Here is an 18,559-nt window from a genome sequence, read left to right as displayed (position 1 = left end):
AATAAGAACGATTGATTGTGTAGAGAACAGAAAGACGGCTTTCCGAATTAAAGAATTTGCTTGGCGACCATAGCGTTTTGGACCCACCTGATTCCATGCCGAACTCAGTCGTGAAACGAAACAGCGCCGATGGTAGTGTGGGGTCTCCCCATGTGAGAGTAGGACATCGCCAGGCTTTATTTGCAGTTTGTCTACTGAAGCTTGATGCTTTTGATAGCTGCGATGCTCATGTGCGTTTGCACACTGCGCGTCTCGCTTCAAAATCCTCATCGCACAGCGACAAACTTCTAAATAAAGCGGTTATTGGTAAGACTTTATTTAGAGAGAAATACCTCAGTGGAGCGGTAGTTCAGTTGGTTAGAATACCGGCCTGTCACGCCGGGGGTCGCGGGTTCGAGTCCCGTCCGCTCCGCCACTTGTTTTAAGACCTCAGCAGTAATGCTGGGGTTTTTTTGTATCTGGCGGTGAGATATATCATTATTGTGATTGGCCGGTCAGGTGGCACGGTCGTTCAGTGAGTGGTTTTGTTTTTTTAAAAGCGGCGGTCTGCCACGCTGCCGTGAGGCCATCGTGGGTTCGAGTCCCGTCCGTTTATCCGTTTAGCAATGGCCACTTGTTTAAGACCTCAGCAGTAATGCTGGGTTTTTTTCGTATCTGGCGATGAGATATATCATTGTGATTGACCGGTCAGGTGGCACGGTCGTTCAGTGGGTTGGCTTTGTTTTTAAAAGCGGCGGTCTGTCACGCTGCCGTGAGGCCATCGCGGGTTCGAGTCCCGTCCGTTTATCCGTTTAGCAATGGCCACTTGTTTAAGACCTCAGCAGTAATGCTGGGGTTTTTTCGTTTCTGGCGGCGGAATGAGTTTCTTTTATTGTATTCAGTAATGATTGCTCTTGCTCTGAAGTCTTAGTTATACGAATAAGGTTTTTTTGCGTTGGGTTGTTTGTATGCGATTGAAATCAGAGGAATAACAGTCAGGGGGTTGGATTGTTATTTCAGGTAAACCCACGCTCTCAACCAACAATAATGATATAAAAACATTCGTTTTAGTAAGAATAGCTATATCGATGGACATATCCGCTGAGTTATAGAATTTGCATATTATGCAGCTGATAGCATTAATGGTTCAGATAATAATTTGGGGTCGAAATGACGAAGATACCTAATTTTATTTCTATCTGAACGAGGTCAGTGACTATGTATCGATTCAAACTCTCTGTACTTGAGAAAGTTGGATTTGGCTCAGGAGATATGGCGGTCAATGTGGTGATTTCATCGATGATGCTGATTATCACATTTTTCTATACCGATATCTTCGGCATTAAAGCCAGCGATCTGGCGATGTTATTCATTGTGGTTCGTCTGATTGATGCTGTGACGGATCCAATCATGGGTATGATAACGGATAAAGTAAATACCCGTTGGGGCCGCTATCGCCCTTATATGCTGTTTTTATCGATTCCCTTTGGTATTTCGGTGTTCTTGACCTTTAGTACGCCAGATTTGGCTTACAACGGGAAATTAGCCTATGCCTATGCGACCTATATTTTGGTCACCGTGATGTTTACCGCTGTCACGATCCCATATATTTCCTTAATTAGTGTGCTGACTGATGATCCGAAAGAAAAGCTATCGGCAAATGGATATCGGTTATTCTTTGCCAAAATTGCCGCGTTTCTGGTGACGATCATTGTGCCTTTACTGTCTGAAAAGTGGGGCAGTGACAATATTCAATTGGGTTATCAGTATGCGATGGGACTGATGGCTTTCATGGGGACATTACTGTTCTTATTCTGCTATTTCACCACGACAGAACGAATTGATTATGTCATCGAGAACAAGCCATTTACCCAACAACTGAAATCACTGATCCACAATGATCAGTGGGTGATTTTATGTTTGGTTTGTATCACGGGGACGGTTGGCTATACGGTGCGAGGATCGGTTGCTGCTTATTATGCCAAGTATTACCTCGGAGGTGATGCTGCGACGATCTCAGCTTTTCTTGCGACAGGCGTTGTCGCTGCAATTCTGGCCATGGTTGCATCAACTTGGATAACCAAATACTACTGCAAGATTAAATTATTTCGTTATAGCCAAATCGCCGTGATGCTACTGAGTGCTGTGCTCTATTTCTCTGTCGGACCATCTGATATGGCCCTCGCTTTTATTCTCTATTTTCTGCTGTCTTTCATTGTTGATTTACATGCACCGATATTCTGGTCAGCCATTGCTGAAGTAGTTGATTATGGTGAATTTAAACAGGGTCAGCGAGTCTCTGGTTTATCGTTTGGCGGTATTTCATTCTGTCAAAAGTTTGGGATGGGAATTGCCGGAGCAATTGTCGGATGGCTACTGACCTTCTTCGATTATGTACCGAATCAGGCGCAGTCAGATTTTTCATTGACCGGCATCGCATTAATGCTGACGCTGATTCCCGGTATTTTTCATCTGATTATGGGGCTTTTGATGTTTAAATATAAAGTGACTGACAACTATTACAACGCCATGATTCATCACGGGAAAGAGGTACCGGAAATGGGTGATGGTATCGGTGGTATAGCAGAGCAGGCACCTTTATCTGTTCCGGTAAAATCAGTTGCGGCAAAGTGAGGTAATCAATCATGGCATTGAAGATAAAAAACCCAGTGATTGAGCAGCGAGCCGATCCTCATGTCTACCTTCATCATGATGGATACTATTATTTCACAGCATCGGTTCCTGAGTATGACCGTATCGAGCTGAGAAGGGCAAAAACACTTGCCGGGCTGGCAGAAACGCATGAAATCGTGACGGTTTGGCATAAGCCTGATCATGGTCCTTACTCCGAGTTAATCTGGGCACCGGAGATCCACGCGATTGACGGCAGTTGGTACATTTACTTTGCTGCGGCACCCAGCAGGGAAATTAAGGATGGCTTATTTCAGCACCGGATGTATGCCATTGGTTGTCATGGAGAGAACCCGCTGACGGAGCCGTGGACGTTTTGTGGACCGATCGATTCTGGCATCGATTCATTTTGTCTGGATGCGACAACGTTTGCACATCGTGGGACGCGGTATTATGTCTGGGCACAAAAGGAACCGACCATTGCTGGCAATTCTAATTTATATATTGCTGAAATGCTGTCACCGACAACATTAAAGTTACCGGCCAGTCGTCTGTCGATCCCTGAGTTTGACTGGGAGGTTCAGGGCTTTATGGTGAATGAAGGTCCGTACATTTTGATTCGTCATGGGAAAGTCTGGTTGACCTATTCCGCCAGTGCTACCGATGAGCGCTATTGTATGGGACTTTTACAAGCTGATGAAAATGCGGATTTACTTGACCCGGCCAGTTGGCACAAATCGCCAAACCCAGTGTTTGTCACCAATGCGGACAAGCATGTTTTCGGGCCAGGACACAGCTGTTTTACCAAAGATGAGCAGGGGCATGATATTTTGGTTTATCATGCCCGTGATTATACAGAGATTGACGGTGACCCGTTGTGGGACCCGAACCGCCATACCCGAATGAAGCCGGTTGTCTGGGATGGTGATCAGCTGGTTCTGGGTCAGGCTGAATAATGAATTGGATCGGTGTTGAATCGCAAGAGCAACACCGATACGACGAAAGACCGGTGTCTGTCTTGCTTGGAATTGAGGAATCGACTTCGATATAAATTAACTGAGTTGATTCCTCAGTGACATGTCACTCTGATGTTCGGAGCGGATTTATATTTTTGATCTTCTTCATCTCACACAGTACCATCATTTTATTCATCTCCCTCAAATCACAGATAATGAGTTGTGTAGTATAGACAGTCATTGTATATCGGCACTTGTATGCGTTGAGATCCTGACTTAGGTATCAACTATATGATAATTGATGAATATAAAATCGGGTTAAGTACAGGATTAAAGCAATAAAGTGACTCCTGTAACTTTTTTATGGTGTGAATTTATCTAAGGCCCAGTGCTCTTATTTTTAATGGTAAAAAGGGTGTCACTCGGTCTTTTTTGAGGAAATGATGATGAGTCAGTTCTCTATACTTGGCTTTATAGCCTTTGGGGGCGCATTTGGTGCTTGCTCTCGTTATTTAATTTCAGAGCTTTGTGCCTTTTTATTTGGTAAAGGTTTTCCTTATGGAACGCTGACAGTGAATATTTTAGGCTCCTTGATGATGGGGCTTTTAATTGCCGCAATTCAGGAACAGCTAATTTCCGTTGAGCCATGGCGTCAAATTATCGGATTGGGATTCTTAGGTGCTTTGACTACCTTCTCTACGTTCTCAATGGATAATGTCTTGCTAATGCAGCAGGGAGCATTTCTCAAATTTGGCCTGAATATTTTGTTGAATGTGGTTTTGAGTATTTCTGCGGCGTGGGTTGGGTTTCAACTGCTCACGAAGAGTTAAATCGTTTTTTTACTTTGTTTAATAAAAGCCATTCTCTATAATGTTTTTACTTGTCGGAGTGCCAAAAGGCTGAGACCGTTCATTCGGGATCCGTTGAACCTGATCAGGTTAATACCTGCGAAGGGAACAAGAGAGAATATTCAGGCTATATTTCATTTCATCACAGCCTCTCTATTGTCCGAAAATCTGTCTGTATGTCGTTTTCTTGATCATACGACAATCGATTTTCACCTCTTGTCTCTGCATCCTTCCGTCAAGCATTTCTTTCTTAACCATTTACTGGAGAAAAATGCATGTCGAGCCGTAAACAATCCAGACTGGAAGCTAAACAGTTTATTGAAAACATCCAGTCAACACCTTACCCCAATTCAACCAAAGTCTATGTACAGGGATCCCGGACCGATATCCGGGTACCGATGCGAGCGATTCAACTGGCCGATAGTCTGGTCGGACAATCCAATGATGGCCCACGCTATGAGCCCAACGAAGCGATCCATGTTTATGATACATCTGGGGTGTACACCGATCCTGAATATACCGTTGATGTTTATCAGGGGTTGCCTCCGTTAAGACAGCATTGGATAGAAGCGCGGTCTGATACACAAGTCATTGATCAAATGACCTCTCATTATGCGCGTGAGCGTCTGGCGGATCATACGCTGGATACGTTGCGCTATGGTCATCTACCACGTATTCGTAAGGCATTGTCCGGCCATTGTGTGACTCAGCTCCATTATGCCCGTCGCGGAATCATAACACCTGAAATGGAGTTTATTGCGATTCGTGAGAACATGCAGCGGCAGCAGTATCGCGATGAACAGTTGAATTTACAGCATCCGGGAGAGAGCTTCGGTGCGCATTTACCTGAGGCGATCAGTGCTGAATTTGTCCGACGTGAAGTTGCAGAAGGGCGGGCGATTATTCCTGCCAATATCAATCACCCTGAATCTGAACCGATGATTATCGGGCGTAATTTTCTGGTCAAAGTGAATGCCAATATTGGTAATTCTTCGGTCACATCATCGATTGAAGAAGAAGTCGAGAAACTTGTCTGGTCTACGCGTTGGGGGGCTGACACGGTGATGGACCTGTCAACCGGACGTAATATTCATGAGACAAGGGAATGGATTCTGCGTAATAGTCCGGTTCCGATCGGTACGGTTCCAATGTATCAAGCACTGGAAAAAGTAAACGGTGTTGCCGAGAATCTGACTTGGGAAGTGATGCGAGATACATTGATTGAACAAGCAGAACAAGGCGTTGATTACTTCACCATTCATGCCGGCGTCTTGCTGCGTTATGTGCCGATGACTGCGAAACGAGTGACAGGAATTGTCTCTCGCGGTGGTTCTATCATTGCCAAGTGGTGTCTGGCCCATCATGAAGAAAACTTTCTCTATACCCATTTCCGGGATATTTGTGAAATCTGCGCTCAGTATGATGTTTCGCTTTCGTTAGGTGATGGGCTTCGGCCCGGTTCGGTGGCGGATGCGAATGATGAAGCCCAGTTCTCTGAACTCAGAACATTGGGAGAACTGACTAAAATTGCATGGGATTATGATGTTCAGGTGATGATTGAAGGCCCCGGACATGTACCGATGCACTTAGTTAAAGAGAATATGGAAGAACAGTTGCGCCACTGTTCGGAAGCTCCATTCTATACGTTAGGCCCGCTGACGACTGATATTGCACCGGGATATGACCATATTACGTCGGGGATTGGTGCCGCCATGATTGGTTGGTACGGTTGCGCTATGCTCTGTTATGTCACCCCGAAAGAGCATCTCGGATTACCTAATAAAGACGATGTAAAAACCGGATTAATCACCTACAAAATTGCCGCTCATGCAGCGGATTTAGCGAAAGGGCATCCCGGTGCACAGATTCGAGACAATGCTCTGTCAAAAGCCCGGTTCGAATTCCGCTGGGAAGACCAGTTTAATCTGTCGCTAGATCCGGTGACTGCTCGTGCTTTCCATGATCAGACATTGCCTCAGGAATCGGGAAAGGTCGCTCATTTTTGTTCAATGTGTGGTCCTAAGTTCTGTTCGATGAAGATCTCTCAGGAAGTCCGCGACTATGCCAAAGCTCAGCAAAATGAACATCCGGCCCAAGAGCAAGATGTCCCTATTCAGATGCTAGACGACCCCTCAGATCGCGAGCGACTGGCCGGTATGAAACAGAAATCTCAGGAGTTTAAAGCTCAGGGTTCAGCACTTTATCGCCTTGCTCAGTCTGCTGATCAGGAGGAGTAGTATGATTGGGATAACTATCTCAGGAGTCTCTTGTTTGGCCGAACAACTCACATCGGTGAAGGTTAATCTTCACCGTGTGTTGAAGCTGGCACAAGCCGCAGGGCTGGCCAAGCCAGATCATCATTTACAGTTTGATGCTGATCCATATCGTCATGGCTTGTGCATTCATTTGGAGCAAGGTCGTTTCAGAACCGATCGTTTAAATCGTTTAAAGGGAAGTCGTTTCGCACACGGTGAGCTGAGTAATCATGGTGTACTGCTGATGACTGATGAGCCGCAGCAAATCATGATATCTGCCCGGCAACAGGTTATTCAGCAACACGATCTTATTCAGCAACACTATCACGTCCGCTATTGTGAGCAAATCCAAGGTTGTGAGCTCACATATGATGCTAATCATCTGCAGGTTCAGCAAGGTGAACAACAGACAAAAGTAAAAGCGGGAATGACTGCTCATATTGTTGTCGCGTTTTCACCACAGTCAGATGCGCCACATTCGGAATTATGGCGGGTAGGGAGCAACGTTTATTCGCTTTCTTCTGCCACATTTTCCACTGATCTAGCGACTTCCAGCGAGTTAGTGACGGATATTTTAGATTTAGAGACGGACCGGGCTGAAGACTCCCAACAATCATTGATGGTTCAACATTTGGCTTGGTTGATTGGTTCGCTGATTTTTGACTTTCCACTGGCAGATGCTTTAGTTATTGCCCGGGCTGCTATGAATGTTTCACGTGAAACATGGCCCCAAGATATACATGCATTTCCTGCCGTCTCGTCCACTGATGTATCTATGTCTGATCTACATCAGTCACCATGCAATATTCAATCTGGGATGATTCCATTTAAAGCAATTCATCGTGTAGATTTTTCGCTGTATCCGGTGGTCGATGATGTCACATGGATCGAACAATTACTCCGACTTGGGGTAAAAACGGTTCAGTTGCGGATTAAAGATCCACAGCAACCAGACCTTGAGCAGCAAATTAAACAAGCAATCTTGCTGGGTAAAAGATATCAAGCTCAAGTGTTCATCAATGATTATTGGCAACTGGCGATCAAACATCAGGCGTTTGGTGTCCACCTAGGGCAAGAAGACTTGCACACAGCAGATATTCAAGCGCTCCGTCATGCTGGCATTCGTTTAGGGATTTCTACCCACGGCTATTGGGAGATTCTTAAGGCACAACAAATACTGCCGAGTTATATCGCGCTCGGACATATCTTTCCGACTCCAACGAAGCAAATGCCTTCTTTACCGCAGGGGCTTGCACGGTTGCGACTTTATCAGCAACTCATCGATGCTATCGCACAGACGCAACAACGTGAAATTCCTACCGTTGCGATTGGTGGGATCGATTTAGATAACGCTGCAAGTGTTTTAGCGCAGGGCGTTACCAGTGTTGCGGTCGTCCGTGCGGTGACGCAAGCGACAAATATGGGAAGCGCTGTTGATGCATTTCAGCAGTTGTTTCAGTTAAGGAAAGAAAACTTTTTCGCAAGAAAAACATCTTTTCAGTGCGGGGAGGAAGACCATGTCATTACTCGATGATGATATATTTCTCCGCTATCAGCGGCAGATTGCTTTGCCAGACATCGGAGAAACTGGCCAATGTGAATTGAGTAAAAAGCATGTGCTAATCGTTGGTTGTGGTGGATTGGGGACGACGGTTTCATTGTTCTTGGTCGGTGCCGGAATCGGCTCGATCGTTTTGGTGGATCATGATGCTGTTGAGATCAGCAATCTGCACCGGCAAATTGCTTACCGGGAATCTGATATCGGAACGCAAAAAGTACATGCGCTGGCCAACCAACTTCGAGCACTCAATCATAACTGCCGGGTGCGTACTATCGATAAAAATACCATCGGTGAAGCTAAAAAAAGCGATAAAGATAATAAAAATAAAGAGAGGGATGCGCAGCTACAACTGGAGATCATGCTGGCGGATGTTGTGGTTGATTGTAGTGACAACTTTCCGACCCGTCATCAAATCAACCGTATCTGTTATCAGCAGAAAACGGTGCTTGTTACTGCCTCTGCGATCGGGTGGAACGGGCAATTATCCGTGCATCGTTTCTTGCGTGATTCACCTTGCTATCGCTGCTTAGTAGGGGAAACAGCAGAGCTTTCTGCTCGACGGTGTCAAGATGCCGGGGTGCTTGGACCGGTTGTCGGAACGATGGCATCGCTACAGGCTCTGCAAGTGATTCAAGAATTACTCCGGAATATCGACCCGAACTCATCTTTAACGACCCACCCGTGTGCCCGAATGCCATCTTCAAATTCGCGGCCTTTACAGGCAAATGACCAAGTGACCCCGAATGGCAATATGGCTGAATTTTTCCATTTTGATGGTCGAAGGATGCAGCTGACGTCGTTGCGCTATGAAAAAGATCTGCACTGTCCCGTCTGCCGCCACTCGGTTGATGCACAGGATAACAGTTCTCGTCAGAAGGATGGATGACATGAATATCCAGATCATACTGAATGAAACCATTTATACATTTCCTGCTGGTATTACGTTAGCACAAGTGATCAGCCAGCTTCATTTACCTGAACAAGGGTGTGTTTTTGCACTGAATGAGCAAGTGATCGCTAACAGCCGATGGTCACAGGTGATGCTTAATGACGGTGATCAGATTTCGCTCTTTCAGGTCATCGCCGGAGGTTAAATTGATGAAAACAGCAATATCTACAACAGAGAAGACACCCCTCAAAATTGCTGACAGGATATTTGAATCCCGTCTCTTTACCGGTACTGGTAAATTTGCCAGTGCTGAGATGATGGTGAAAGCCATTCAAGCTTCGGGTTCAGAAATGACGACGATGGCACTGAAACGGCTCGATCTGCAAAATTCAAATGACAATATTTTGTTGCCATTACAAGCATTAAACATACACTTTTTGCCCAATACTTCCGGGGCAAAGACTGCAAAAGAGGCCATATTCGCTGCGCACTTAACCCGAGAAGCACTGGAAACTCATTGGATCAAACTCGAGATTCACCCGGACCCTAAATATTTACTGCCGGACCCGATTGAGACATTGCATGCCGCCGAACAACTGGTGAACGATGGGTTTACGGTTCTGCCTTATTGCCATGCTGATCCTGTTTTGTGTAAACGTCTTGAAGAAATTGGCTGTGCTGCGGTGATGCCACTTGGTGCACCGATTGGTTCAAATCAGGGGTTAGTTGCCAAATCTTTTCTGGAAATCATCATTGAACAAGCCAATGTGCCGGTGGTGGTGGACGCTGGCATTGGCCTGCCATCACATGCTGCTCAGGCAATGGAAATCGGAGCTGATGCGGTATTAATTAATACCGCGATTGCCAGTGCTGCCGATCCGTTGATGATGGCCAAAGCTTTCAAGTTTGCCGTTGAATCGGGGCGGATGGCCTATGAAGCCGGTGGTGGCGTTGAATCTTTTCATGCGGTGGGAACCAGTCCGTTGACTCAATTTTTAGGGGAGATATGAGATGAGCTTTCTGGATGTTTTCCACCAATTCGATTGGGATGATGTACGTCTTTCGTTGTACAGCAAAACATCAGCCGATGTGGTGCGTGCATTGAGGAAAACCAAGCGGTCATTGGAGGACTTTAAGGCGCTGATTTCTCCGGCAGCTGAACCTTTCCTTGAGCAAATGGCCCGCCAATCGATGGCGCTGACTCGGAAACGGTTTGGCAATACAGTGGGATTTTATATTCCACTGTATCTCTCCAATCTGTGTTCGAATTCGTGTACCTATTGCGGTTTTTCAATGGAGAACCGGCTGAAACGAAAAATCCTTAACCATCAGGATATCGAGACTGAAATTGCTGCAATTAAGCAAATGAAGTATGACAATATTTTATTGGTGACCGGTGAGCATGAAACGAAAGTGGGTCTATCCTATTTTGAGCAAGTGGTCCCGTTGATTAAACGTCATTTTAATTATGTTGCCATGGAAGTTCAGCCACTGGATGAGTCTGCATACGTACGGTTAAAAGCATTGGGGCTAGATGGTGTCATGGTTTATCAGGAGACCTATCACCCTTCAACCTATGCACAGCATCATTTACGTGGCAACAAAACCGATTTTGAATATCGTTTATTAACACCGGATCGGCTGGGTAAAGCCGGTATCGATAAGATCGGGTTGGGGGCGTTGATTGGGCTGGATGACTGGCGAACGGATATTTTTCACGTTGCTCTGCATCTTGCCTATCTGGAAAAAACATATTGGCAGTCTCGCTATTCAATTTCTTTTCCTCGCTTACGGCCCTGTGCTGGTGGTGTTGAGCCGGTCTCGGTCATGACTGATCGACAACTGGTACAAACGATTTGTGCATTTCGTCTATTTGACCCTGAAGTTGAATTATCACTTTCGACCCGTGAATCGCCGAACTTCAGAGATAATGTGGTGCCGCTCGGTATTACAGCTATCTCTGCCGGCTCGAAGACACAACCGGGAGGATATGCCGATCATACTTCAGCGTTAGAGCAGTTTAGTGTGAGTGATGACCGATCGGTGGAAGAAGTCGTGCAAGCGGTGATACATAGAGGATTAGAACCGATATGGCATGACTGGCATGCTATTTTTTCTGGATAATGTTTCACGTGAAACATCTATGGCTTATTTCTTATGTCGGCGATCACTTTCCGTTATTCTATTTTTCGTTGTTCAATCATACACCCAATTAGTTGGGTTGAATTTTTATAGTTGGGCTGAGTTTTGAAGCTCGTTTGTCGTAGGCGTGCTGAAAAGCTGAAAAAGGAATGAAAATTGTACGTGTACGACTTGTACGAAAAGGTATAGAAAGAAATAGGAAGAGAAAAAGATAAAAAGAAGAAGAGAAGGCTCAATCATTGTTTAAGTGAAACCTTCTTTTCTTCTTTTCGTTTTCAGTTCGACAACTTTTTAGTCAGTTTGGTTTTAGTTCGGCAGCATTAAAACATATCAGGCTTATGCTGCTTTTGACTCATTGTATTTACCCAGTAGGGCATGATAGAAGTTATCATCGTTGAGAATGCCAACCAGCTTATTATTCTCGACTAAAATAATCGGATGACCGGTATGGTAGCGAATTTCAATCGCATCACGCATCTCTATATCCGGTGACGCCAGGATAATGGTGTGCTTATTCAATGAGCTAATATCAAGGCTCTTATCCCATTTGACCGTCTTAATCGATTCTGGACCTTGAGCGACTAGTCTTCCGTTTTTATTCTCCAGCCATAAATCACTTTGTTGGCAGATCTGCCAGCGTCCTGACTGTTGCGTTAGTTCTTTAATTGGCTTCATCAGAGAGCGTCCCTTCAGGACATTCAATGGATTCGTATGGGCAACAAATTCACGGACATAATCGGTTTTAGGTTGCAGTACGATCTCTTCCGGACGGCTGTGTTGAATCAGTTCCCCGGATTCCATAATCGCAATACGATTACCAATTTTTAATGCCTCATCTAAATCATGGCTGACAAACAGAATCGTTTTATTTAATTTTTTCTGTAAGGTCAGTAATTCATCCTGAAGCTGAGTTCGAATCAGTGGATCAAGCGCAGAGAAAGGCTCGTCCATTAATAAAATATCACTATCCATAGCAAAAGCACGAGCAAGACCAACACGTTGCTGCATCCCACCAGAGAGCTCATGGGGAAACTTGTGTTCCCATTCTGCCAGGCCGACCATTTCCAATTGTTCACGCGCATGTTTACGGCGCTCTTTTTTGGAAATCCCTTGCATTTCGAGACCAAAGGCGACGTTATCGAGTACGGATAGCCATGGCATCAGAGCAAATTTTTGGAATACCATCGACACACGCTGAGTCCGCAGGTTACGTAATGTTTCACTGTTACAGTTGGCGACATCAACGAAATCTTCACCGTGCTTGACTTTCAGAGAGCCTCGGGTGACTTGATTGAGTCCGTTAACAGCGCGGAGTAAACTCGATTTACCTGAGCCGGATAAACCCATTAATACACAGATTTCACCTTCTTTTACCTTGAGGCTGACGTTATTCACGCCGACGACTAATCCGGTTTCATCAATTATTTCCTGACGCGTTTTACCTTGATCGAGGAGGGTGGTTGCCTTTTTAGGTTGTCGGCCAAAAACGACATCCAAGTTTTCAATCGTAATCGCATCGGTTGCTTTATGATGTTTAAAAAAATGATTCATCTTATTGCTCCTTGGTCTGATTCGGTGTTTTGCACAGTCGATCAAGGATGATGGCAACCAATACAATGGCTAGGCCAGCTTCAAATCCTTGCGAGATATTCACGGTATTCAAGGCGCGGACAACAGGTTTACCCAGACCGTCGGCACCAACCAATGCGGCAATGACAACCATCGAAAGGGATAACATGATGCACTGCGTCACACCGGCCATAATGCTGGCCATTGCTGCCGGTAATTCGACTTTAAACAGCAGCTTCATATTGCTGGCACCAAATGCTCTGCCGGCTTCAACCAGTTCTTCCGGAACCCGGACGATTCCCAGATAGGTCAGACGAATCGGTGAAGCAATGGCAAAAATGATTGTCGAGATTAAGCCGGGAACCACACCAAGTCCGAATAAAACGAGGGTCGGGATTAAGTAAACAAATGTCGGAACCGTTTGCATCAGATCTAAAATAGGGCGAATGACGGTATATAACCAAGGGCGATGGGCCGCCATAATGCCGATTGGAACACCGATTAAGACTGAAATTCCGGTTGCGGAAAAGACCAGCACGAAGGTTTCCAGCATTTCTTTCCAGTATCCGAGGTTCAGAATGAGCAAGAGAGAGGCGACAATAAAAATCACCAAAGATATCCGGCGATGAAGCCACCAAGCTAATGCAGCCGTGAGTAAAATAGGAAGAAACGGTGGCATGGATTGGAAAAAATCGACCAGAAACATAATCACAGTTTCAAGAGAATACGAAATCGCATCAAAAAAACCGGACGCATGAATTGTGAGCCAGTCTACGAATGACTCGATCCATTGACCGAGTGGAATTTTATAATCTGTAATATAATTATTCACAATATTTTACCTTCACCGGTGCAGATTCAACTGCACCGGTCATTGAGTATTGTATGAATGGATAGGTTATGAATTAGAATTTAAATATTGAACGACCGCCGCTTTACCGGGTTTGCCATCCACCGTGGTTACACCTTCAAGCCATTGATCTAAAACATCTAAATTTGATTTCAACCAAGATTTTGCCGCTTGTTGAGGCTTCATGTTCTGGTTGAGGATATCGTCCATGACCCGGTTTTCCATTGGCAGAGTGAACTGTAGATTTTTCAGGAACTTACCGACATTCGGACATTCTGATGTATATCCCTTACGAACGTTGGTATAGATGGTCGCTCCCCCATAGTTCGGCCCGAAATAGTCGTCGCCACCGGAGAGATAAGCCATTTTGAAGTTCGCATTCATTGGATGTGGAGCCCAGCCGAGAAAGACAATCCATTGATGACGACGAATCGCCCGCGACACTTGTGAGATCATGCCGGCTTCACTGGATTCAACCAGATCAAAGTCTTTCAACTGAAATGCATTGGTATCGATCATCTGTTGAATGAGTCGGTTACCATCATTACCGGGTTCAATACCATAAATGCGGTCTCTGAATTTATCCGCATATTTTGCAATATCAGCAAAGCTGTGTACGCCTGCGTCATAGACATATTGAGGAACGGCAAGGGTATATTTGGCACCACTTAAGTTGACTCGAAGCTGCTCGACACTGCCATTCGACAGGTATTTCTTGATGTCGCCTTCCATGGTTGGCATCCAGTTACCGAGAAAGACATCAATGTTGCCACTGGCCATCGAAGAATACGTGACAGGAACAGAGAGCAGGTCAGTTTTGGTCTGATAGCCCAGACCATGCAATACCTCAGTCGTGACTGCTGTTGTTGAGGTGATATCTGTCCATCCCACATCGGAAAAATGGACAGTATCACAAGTCTCTGCAGCATAGCTTTGCGAAGCACAAGATAGGCCGAAGCTAAGTGCTGCAATTTTCGTTATAAGAGGCCATTTTCTGAAATTCATAGTTATTTCCTTTTTGTTCATCATTTCATTTCTGTACGGATACAGAAGCGAGTTGAGGCTGAGTCGTCCGTTGTTCTGTTTGCCAGTCTTTCGCAATCCATACTGGTGCGTCAGAGCCGGGAAGCGGGGTTTTGCCTAAAATGAAATCGGCAGCTCGTTCTGCCACCATCATGGTGGGAGCATTTAAGTTACCGTTGGTAATTGTCGGGAAAATGGAAGAATCAACGATACGTAACTGATCAATACCGATGACTTTGCACTGTGTATCGACGACCGCCATGGGATCATCAATACTGCCCATTTTGCAGGAACAGGATGGGTGATAAGCGCTTTCAACATTTGCTCTGACCCATTGATCAATTGCATCATCACTTTCAACATCAATACCGGGCTGGATTTCATCACCACGATACGCAGCTAATGCTGGCTGAGACATAATCTCCCGGGTCAGGCGGATACAGTCACGCCAGTCCTGTCGGTCTTGTTCTGTCGACAGATAATTAAATGTAATTTCTGGTTTTACATGTGGATCCGCTGAAGTAATCCGGATAGTACCGCGACTCTCTGGCTTGTTCGGGCCTACATGCACCTGAAAGCCGTGCCCGGAAAAAGCAGCCTGACCGTCATAACGCATCGCCGCAGGAAGAAAGTGATACTGGATATTCGGCCATTTCAGTCCGGCTCTGGAACGAATAAAGGCACAGGATTCAAAATGGTTGGTTGCTCCGAGTCCTGTATGCGTAAGAATCCATTGCGTCCCAATCAACCCTTTACTGATCAGCCCTAATTTACTATTGAGCGTGATAGGTTGTTTACATTGATACTGAAAATAGACTTCAAGGTGATCCTGAAGGTTTTCACCCACTCCGGCCAGTTCATGATTGACTTCAACACCAGCGGCCTCTAGGACGGCTCTTGGACCGATTCCTGAACATTGGAGAAGTTGTACCGAACCGACCGATCCGGCAGATGAAATCACTTCTGCATTTGCATAAGCAGATTTGACGGAGCCTTGATGCTCAAATTCAACGCCGATTGCTTTTTTACCGTCAAGCAAGATCTTTCTTGCGACAACATGCTTTAACAAGGTCAGATTTGAGCGCTTTAATGCGCGCTTCAGATAAGCATTGGCGGTTGAGGCCCGGACACCGTGATCAACGGTCATATGCATCGGGCCGAAGCCTTCCTGCTGGTAGCCGTTATAGTCAATGGTTTCTGGGTAACCTGCTTCGACACCGGCCTGAATAAATGCAGTATAGAGCGGGTTGAGCTTCATTTCGTTGCCGTTACACGTTGCAACCGGACCGTCTTGGCCACGGTACCGATCTTCACCGCCTGACCAAGATTCGGCACGTCTGAAGTAGGGCAGGCAATTGGCGTAATTCCAGCCGGTTGCCCCGTGAGATTCCCATTCATCGAAGTCACAGGCATGGCCACGTACGTAAACCATCCCGTTAATCGACGAGCTGCCACCGAGGACTTTACCGCGAGGACAATGAAGCTGGCGGCCATCCAATCCTTTTTCCGGAACGGTTTCAAACTGCCACGCATATTTGGGCGTATTCATCGGATAGGAGAGTGCTGTTGGCATTTGAATGAAGATACTTTTGTCGCTGCCTCCCGCTTCGAGAAGCAGGACATTATGCTCTCCTGATTCTGTTAATCGATCTGCCAGTATGCATCCGGCAGATCCGGCTCCGACAACGATATAATCAAACTGCTGTTTCATCTGTTGGCTCCTAGTACGGGTAAGGGCTTTCAAAGTTTCCTAACTCGATAAAGACACTTTTGGTTTGTGTGTAGTGAGTCAGTGTCTCAAGGCCATTCTCGCGACCAATTCCAGAGTTTTTGTATCCACCGACAGGCATTTCCGCCGGTGAGTTGCCCCAGGTGTTGATCCAGCAGATACCAGCCTGAAGCTGATGAATAATGCGGTGAGCGCGTGAAATATCCCGAGTGAATACCCCGGCTGCGAGCCCATAAGAGGTATCATTCGCTCGTTGAATTACATCGTCCTCATCTGAGAATTTCATCACCGCCATAACCGGGCCGAAGATTTCATGCTGAACCAGTGCCATGCTTTCATCACAGTCATAGAAGACGGTTGGGGCAACAAAGTTACCTTTATCTAAACCGTTCTCTGTGACTTGGAAACCACCGGTCAGGAGCTTCGCGCCATGGTTACGGGCTTCATCAATAGCGGCCATCACCTGATGACAATGTTTTTTGGAAATCAATGCGCCGACCTGAGTTGCCATATCCATTGGATTGCCGATGATCAATTGCTCTGTACGGGTTTTCAGCTGTGTTAAAAAATCATCGTAGATCGACTCATGAACAAAGACGCGTGTACCATTGGTACAGACTTCACCCTGCGTGTAGAAATTGGCGACCATTGCCGCTGATACCGCTTGGTCGATGGGTGCATCATCAAAGATCAGCAGTGGTGATTTTCCACCAAGTTCCATCGTGACGGACTTCAGGGTCCGGGCGCTGTTTGCCATTACTTTTTTGCCGGTTTCGACTTCACCGGTGAAAGAGACCTTAGCGATGTCAGGGTGAGATGTGAGTTGTTCTCCGACCTGACCATCTCCCTGAACAATATTGAATACACCGTCGGGAACACCCGCTTTGGTATAAATCTCTGCAAGTTCAAGGGCGGTTAATGGTGTTTCCTCTGAAGGTTTGAAAATCATCGCATTACCCGCTGCAAGTGCCGGTGCGGATTTCCACATGGCAATCTGAATCGGATAGTTCCAGGCACCGATACCGGCACAGATTCCCAGCGGCTCCTGGCGAGTATAGAAAAACTGATTGTCTGTCAGGGGCTGTTGTGTACCGACCAAGGTTGGTGCCAACCCTGCGTAGTATTCGATCACATCTGCACCGGTGACGATATCGACTTCAAGCGCTTCTTGTAGGGGTTTGCCGGTATCAAGCACTTCCAGCTTGGCTAGTTCATCATTCTTTTCGCGGAGAAGTTCAACGGCTTTGAGCAGAATTCGACTGCGTTCTACGGCGCTCATAGCTGACCAGCGTGCAAAACCTTGTTTGGCAGACTCTACGGCATCCTGAATATCTTGTGTTGAGGCTTGTTCGATTTCAGCAAGCACTTCTCCGGTTGCCGGATTCAATGAAGTGAATGTTTTTCCGGAAGTGGCGCTGCATCGCTTTCCATGTATATAAAGTGATTTCATTTTGAGGCCTAACCTAGTTACAAGTTGTTGTAATATATGATTTGTTTATCCAGATAATCGTTAATAATGGTTCTGGCGAGTGCGGCATCAATCCCTCTTGGATTCAATGCGCCTCGTAGCCAGATGCCATCAATGAGCGCGGCGATCCCGTGGGCGACAGATAACGATTGAGGATGAGGGACTAATGTTTTTAATTCGATTTTAAGGTGTGAAATCAGGCGTTTCTCATTCACACGCTGAAGTCTGTATAACTGGGGGTCGTGCATCGAATAGGACCAGAAAGCCAGCCAAGTTTTAACGACTTCACTTTCTGTCTGGAATCCGTTGAAGTTGCCATCAATAATGGCATTAATCCGTTCATAATGCGCATCGCGCGGCAGCTGCTTTAATGCAGCAGTAATCACCCGAGAATGCTCACGTAAAATCGCGCGCATCGTTTCTTCGAGTAATCCTTGTTTACCACCGAAATAATGATTGATGATTCCAGCGGAAACGCCTGCTTCTTTGCTGATAAGCGAGATACTTGCCCCGTGTAACCCGACGCGCTCGATCACATTCATTGTTGCCTGAACGAGTTGCGGTTTACGGATATCTGGCATGCCGACCTTAGGCATAGCGACTCCATGTTTTTTTTGATTGAACGTTTAATTAACAAAAAAAGTAACACACAAAATGAT

15 protein-coding genes, 1 tRNA gene, 1 rRNA gene and 1 riboswitch are annotated in these 18,559 nt (G+C 45.9%); of the genes, 11 read left to right on the top strand and 6 right to left on the bottom strand.

What is annotated here, in order from left to right; translation table 11 throughout:
• Positions 1 to 59 precede the first annotated feature (59 nt).
• The 11 genes from rrf (at position 60) to thiH (ending at position 11,243) form a co-directional block, all read left to right on the top strand.
• Positions 60 to 175: ribosomal RNA gene (rrf, locus tag OCV37_RS15080) — 5S ribosomal RNA — on the top strand.
• 163 nt (positions 176 to 338) lie between these two features.
• Positions 339 to 415: transfer RNA gene (locus OCV37_RS15075), tRNA-Asp, on the top strand.
• A 782-nt stretch (positions 416 to 1,197) separates the two neighbouring features.
• Positions 1,198 to 2,613, top strand: a complete 1,416-nt coding sequence (locus OCV37_RS15070) for an MFS transporter (protein WP_051680841.1) — start codon at positions 1,198 to 1,200, stop codon at positions 2,611 to 2,613.
• A gap of 11 nt (positions 2,614 to 2,624) precedes the next feature.
• The gene (locus OCV37_RS15065) at positions 2,625 to 3,566 is read left to right on the top strand and encodes a glycoside hydrolase family 43 protein (RefSeq protein ID WP_038185294.1); all 942 of its coding nucleotides are present in this window, start codon (positions 2,625 to 2,627) and stop codon (positions 3,564 to 3,566) included.
• 446 nt (positions 3,567 to 4,012) lie between these two features.
• Positions 4,013 to 4,396, top strand: a complete 384-nt coding sequence (gene crcB, locus OCV37_RS15060) for a fluoride efflux transporter CrcB (protein WP_038185297.1) — start codon at positions 4,013 to 4,015, stop codon at positions 4,394 to 4,396.
• A gap of 44 nt (positions 4,397 to 4,440) precedes the next feature.
• Positions 4,441 to 4,539, top strand: a riboswitch (TPP riboswitch).
• A 150-nt stretch (positions 4,540 to 4,689) separates the two neighbouring features.
• Entirely contained in the window at positions 4,690 to 6,651 is a 1,962-nt protein-coding gene (thiC, locus tag OCV37_RS15055) for a phosphomethylpyrimidine synthase ThiC (RefSeq protein WP_038185298.1), read from the top strand.
• 34 nt (positions 6,652 to 6,685) lie between these two features.
• Complete coding sequence (thiE, locus tag OCV37_RS15050; RefSeq protein ID WP_261888107.1) at positions 6,686 to 8,203, top strand: thiamine phosphate synthase; 1,518 nt, start codon at positions 6,686 to 6,688, stop codon at positions 8,201 to 8,203.
• On the top strand, positions 8,187 to 9,116 hold the full coding sequence (locus OCV37_RS15045; RefSeq protein ID WP_038185301.1) for a HesA/MoeB/ThiF family protein: 930 nt from the start codon (positions 8,187 to 8,189) through the stop codon (positions 9,114 to 9,116). Before thiE ends, OCV37_RS15045 begins: the two co-directional genes overlap by 17 nt.
• A 1-nt stretch (position 9,117) precedes the next feature.
• A complete protein-coding gene (thiS, locus tag OCV37_RS15040) occupies positions 9,118 to 9,324 on the top strand; it encodes a sulfur carrier protein ThiS (protein ID WP_038185304.1) in 207 nt (68 codons plus the stop codon).
• A gap of 4 nt (positions 9,325 to 9,328) precedes the next feature.
• Positions 9,329 to 10,129 carry a thiazole synthase gene (locus OCV37_RS15035; protein ID WP_051680846.1) on the top strand — a complete coding sequence of 267 codons (801 nt, stop codon included), beginning with the start codon at positions 9,329 to 9,331 and terminating at the stop codon, positions 10,127 to 10,129.
• Position 10,130: 1 nt separating this feature from the next.
• A complete protein-coding gene (gene thiH / locus OCV37_RS15030; RefSeq protein WP_038185310.1) occupies positions 10,131 to 11,243 on the top strand; it encodes a 2-iminoacetate synthase ThiH in 1,113 nt (370 codons plus the stop codon).
• Positions 11,244 to 11,597: 354 nt separating this feature from the next.
• On the opposite strand, the gene choV is transcribed toward thiH, so the two are convergent.
• From choV to betI, 6 genes are all read right to left on the bottom strand, one after another.
• Positions 11,598 to 12,812: a choline ABC transporter ATP-binding protein gene (gene choV, locus OCV37_RS15025; protein WP_038185321.1), complete on the bottom strand. Its 1,215-nt coding sequence runs from the start codon at positions 12,810 to 12,812 to the stop codon at positions 11,598 to 11,600.
• 1 nt (position 12,813) lies between these two features.
• Positions 12,814 to 13,662 carry a choline ABC transporter permease subunit gene (choW, locus tag OCV37_RS15020; protein WP_038185323.1) on the bottom strand — a complete coding sequence of 283 codons (849 nt, stop codon included), beginning with the start codon at positions 13,660 to 13,662 and terminating at the stop codon, positions 12,814 to 12,816.
• Between the two features lie 66 nt (positions 13,663 to 13,728).
• Positions 13,729 to 14,685 (bottom strand): choline ABC transporter substrate-binding protein, encoded by a 957-nt coding sequence (locus OCV37_RS15015; protein ID WP_038185325.1) that lies wholly within the window; start codon positions 14,683 to 14,685, stop codon positions 13,729 to 13,731.
• Positions 14,686 to 14,710: 25 nt separating this feature from the next.
• Positions 14,711 to 16,414 (bottom strand): choline dehydrogenase, encoded by a 1,704-nt coding sequence (betA, locus tag OCV37_RS15010; RefSeq protein ID WP_038185327.1) that lies wholly within the window; start codon positions 16,412 to 16,414, stop codon positions 14,711 to 14,713.
• Between the two features lie 10 nt (positions 16,415 to 16,424).
• A complete protein-coding gene (gene betB / locus OCV37_RS15005) occupies positions 16,425 to 17,882 on the bottom strand; it encodes a betaine-aldehyde dehydrogenase (RefSeq protein WP_038185330.1) in 1,458 nt (485 codons plus the stop codon).
• 17 nt (positions 17,883 to 17,899) lie between these two features.
• The gene (gene betI / locus OCV37_RS15000; RefSeq protein WP_038185332.1) at positions 17,900 to 18,496 is read right to left on the bottom strand and encodes a transcriptional regulator BetI; all 597 of its coding nucleotides are present in this window, start codon (positions 18,494 to 18,496) and stop codon (positions 17,900 to 17,902) included.
• Between the last annotated feature and the right edge of the window lie 63 nt (positions 18,497 to 18,559).

The organism is Vibrio rhizosphaerae, assembly GCF_024347095.1.
GTDB lineage: Bacteria > Pseudomonadota > Gammaproteobacteria > Enterobacterales > Vibrionaceae > Vibrio > Vibrio rhizosphaerae.
Note: the sequence above shows the minus strand (reverse complement) of the source record. Positions and strands in the feature narration are given on the sequence as shown.